General features: G+C 37.0%; 5 protein-coding genes. 1 reads left to right on the plus strand and 4 read right to left on the minus strand.

All coding sequences use genetic code 11. The features are described 5' to 3' along the window. Positions 1-93: 93 nt before the first annotated feature. Positions 94-918 carry a glycosyltransferase gene (locus BGC07_RS02580; protein WP_069311845.1) on the minus strand — a complete coding sequence of 275 codons (825 nt, stop codon included), beginning with the start codon at positions 916-918 and terminating at the stop codon, positions 94-96. A 508-nt stretch (positions 919-1426) separates the two neighbouring features. Further along, positions 1427-1915 (minus strand): hypothetical protein, encoded by a 489-nt coding sequence (locus BGC07_RS02585; RefSeq protein WP_069311846.1) that lies wholly within the window; start codon positions 1913-1915, stop codon positions 1427-1429. 233 nt (positions 1916-2148) lie between these two features. Between BGC07_RS02585 and BGC07_RS02590 the strand changes: the two genes are divergently transcribed. Then, positions 2149-2787: a hypothetical protein gene (locus BGC07_RS02590; RefSeq protein WP_069311847.1), complete on the plus strand. Its 639-nt coding sequence runs from the start codon at positions 2149-2151 to the stop codon at positions 2785-2787. Positions 2788-2974: 187 nt separating this feature from the next. Here BGC07_RS02590 and BGC07_RS02595 read toward each other — a convergent pair whose 3' ends face one another. Together BGC07_RS02595 and BGC07_RS19195 are read right to left on the minus strand one after the other, a co-directional pair. Beyond that, positions 2975-3385 carry a membrane dipeptidase gene (locus BGC07_RS02595; RefSeq protein WP_158006846.1) on the minus strand — a complete coding sequence of 137 codons (411 nt, stop codon included), beginning with the start codon at positions 3383-3385 and terminating at the stop codon, positions 2975-2977. Between the two features lie 10 nt (positions 3386-3395). Beyond that, positions 3396-3656 (minus strand): membrane dipeptidase (locus tag BGC07_RS19195; RefSeq protein WP_201258099.1); only part of this gene is annotated, 261 nt, incomplete at its 5' end.

Below are 3656 nucleotides of genomic sequence, written 5' to 3' on the forward strand. Positions count from 1 at the left end.
AAAAACCTTTATTTTTATTTTTCGATTTAATATAATTTCATGTTAATGATAAATTCATAAATGGCAATTTCTATACTCACAATATTAGAATCACTATAAGGAAAAAAATTTACTCATAAAATCAAATGCGATTATTTGAACAATCATAACAAGAAAACCTGCCATACACATCGAAAAATAACGGCGCATCTCAAGTAATCTAAGGGTAATAACAAGAAGAAGTGATTCTTTAATATTTCCATTGGGCGCTTTACTTTCACCTTTAGACCTGTCTATAAAATGAACAGGGTGCTCAACTATTTTAGCGCCTTGCTTGTGTAAATCCCAAAATAACTGTATTTTATAAGCATAACGTTTAGATAATAACTTCTTATTTAAAAATGAACTGAGGTAGCAAGACTTTGTACCACGAAATCCACTTGTAAAGTCCTTATAACGAAAAGTTAAAAATAACTGTGTAACAAGATTGCCTAGCTTAGACGTCAGATGTCGTTGCCATGGCCAGCAAGAATCAACCGAACCTCCTTTGACATACCGGCTCCCAACCACAACATCCGCTCCTTGGTTAAATAAGTCAATCATCGCGGGTAGATATTTTGGTTGATGAGAGCCATCAGCATCATATTCAAAAACGATATCTGCCGCCATTTCATCAATTGCATAACCCATGGCTTGAATATATGCACTGCCAAGGCCAGACTTCTTTGATTCAAGAACTAAGTGTACATTGGCATATTTTTCTCTTAGGCTAGATGCAATATTAATTGTTTCATCTGTTGAAGCACTATCAAAAATGAGAATTTGAATATTACAATGGCTTATATCAGCAATAACATTTTGCAATGACTTAACAGTACAGGAGAGTGATAATGACTCATTATGTGTAGGAATAATGATGACAATTTTCTTTCTAGACAAACCTATCTGACCTCACCATCATTTAAAATGGCTATTTACTCATACAGTAAAAGCTGCTCCAAAACCCACTTAAGATCTTCTGGAAAATTTAATAAATTTGGCACATTTAGAGCAACGCCTTAATCTTGATAAATCATATTTTTTAATACGCTATAGCACCTAAAATAAAATAGATATGGTAAATAACATTAACTTTTCTATGGATTTTATAGAGACAAGCTTCAAATACTTCAATGCGTTACCTTATAATTTAATAACTATTATAAATAAATTTTTACAGTAACCCCATTAATAAGCTATTAATCAGTAGGTTATAAATATATATTATTTTCCAGATGAAGATTTTAAATTCAGCTTCAAACTGTAAAATTTTTTAGAAAATTAACAATTCAAAATAAAGCCGAATTTAATCAAAAGTAAATCAGCATTAAGTATGTAGACCCTATAAGCAAAATGAGCGGTCGAACAAAGTAATCTTACTCGTTTTTATACAATCATAAGTATTGATTCAACGTAAATCTAAAGGCTCTACATAAATCAAACCTTGTCTAATTTGATCACCCATTTTAATGATCGTCGCCATATTCATCTGACGAATTTGTACATCCAGGTTTGTCATAGAAGAAAGTAAGCTATGCAAGGCTCGCTTTACATCGAAATCTGTGACGATCCCAGGCACTAAAGAGACCGACTCAGTCAACACCGCATTCGGCTTACCCTGCTCCCGTAATGCAATGTTTCTAAATAGCTCTAAACGGCTCTGAGCATAATTAACAATTTTTAATCCTTTATTGATCAAATCAGAGTACCGGCCATTCGCTTCAAAATACGCTTTGGGCAAAGCCCCTTCTTTGCCAACCATCTCTAAGTATTTGATTAACAACATCACTTTGTGAGTCGCTTCGCTCAACGATGGCGCTAAATGATATAGCACTGACTCTGAAAATGCAGTTTTCACTTGGTCAAGACTGACACTCGCATTTTTAATGACATCCATTGTTCTCACCCCCTCCTAAGAAATAATAAATAGTGAGCTCCTAGCGTAATAATGGTTGCTATTTTGTCTTATGTCATTTATTTAACAGCTTTTTTTAGCCTCCTGAACATCAGTATTGCTTATCGCCTTCACTTTTTCTTAAGTAAAATAAGCTATCCTAACGTTCATTACTTCTATAAAATGACCTTTTCTGGTAACCTTAACATTAGCCACAGCCGCGAAGTAGACAGACCATGCAAGACTTCAATGATGATAAAACGGTCGTTTTATCCCTGAAAGAGCAGCAACAATTGCAACAACGGGTTCAACAGCTAAAGAAAAGAAGAAGTTATAAATTTCCTCTTACGCTCATCCTGTTTAGTCTACTCATACTCACTATTCTCGTATTTGCTTTCTCAAACCAAGGCTCAGGTGAGCAACGACAATTAGCACTTTCAAAACAGCATCACAGCGGTAGTGATATCACTCAAAAGCTCGCCGAAGAGCTTAAAAAAAGTGATATTGGCTGCACAGAAATCCCCATGGGCAAAAGCTCAGACCAAGTTCTATGGCAAAACCCGATGATTCAAGTCCTCGTCAAGCGGCACTACCTCAATATGCTTCAATTTGATAAGCAAATCACCCTGTCAACAACAAGTTTAGGTCAACCTTATTTTACTCAACTCCAGAACAATCAAATCCGCTTTTGTTACGCGAAGGCCACTCTAACGCATTACCAGCGTATCCAGCCTAGTGACCACAACAAAACCACGCTTCGCTACAGCTATAAACTCACTGCGGCCTACCCCTGGATCAAGCAAGATATCCTCTCGAAAATGGGGCCAATAGACATCACGGGCAATACAGTTACTCTTGCCATGGATGAAGGTTAAAGGCTGTGTAAAGAGCATTGATTCAGTCCACCTTAAAAGATAACATGCTGCGCGACAACATAATCTATATTAAGGGGAAGTATCATGACAGTTATCGAAATCTCTTTATTTGCTGCAGGATTTGTCGGTGTGCTTGGCTTAGCAACAGCATTCTTTAAATGGAAGATCTGATGTGACTGCCACCCAGCTAAAGCCAGTTGGACTTAGCAATCCTAGCGAAATTCCCTCCCATAATTTTTTCGATAGACTGGCCAGGGTAGCCTCGTAAGGCTAATAGCTCAGGAATTTCACGAAGCTGTTCGGGAACAGCATAGTCGATCGACTGCGACTTTTTCTGATAAATACTTTTAAAAGAGTCCGGGTTATTCAAAATAAAATTATCAAGCTCTTTCTGGTCAACAACATAATCAAGGCCAATCCCTACATGCTCAGGGCCAACCAGTTCGGCAATATAATCAATGTGAGCAATAATGCTCTGAGTTGAGATGTTAGCATCATCATTTAGAAACAAACTAATCCCAGTCACTCCAATAACTCCACCTTGCTCGGCACAGATCTTAATTTGCTCATCGCTTATATTTCTCGGGTGATCACACAATGCTTTAACATTAGAATGGGGAAAAAACCACAGGCTTTTGTGAGATTTCCATGGTTTCCAAACTTGAACGACAGCTCATATGCGACACATCCACCGTCATACCCACCCGATTCATTTCTAAAATAACCTCCCTGCCCAACGCAGTAATACCTTCATTACCCTCCATACAACCACCAGAAATGCTATTGTTTTTGTTATAGGCCAATAACATTTGCTTCACCCCAAGATCATGAAACAAAGAGACCATATTAACATTGCCTTTTAACATATT

The sequence above is a fragment of the Piscirickettsia litoralis genome (genome assembly GCF_001720395.1).
GTDB lineage: Bacteria > Pseudomonadota > Gammaproteobacteria > Piscirickettsiales > Piscirickettsiaceae > Piscirickettsia > Piscirickettsia litoralis.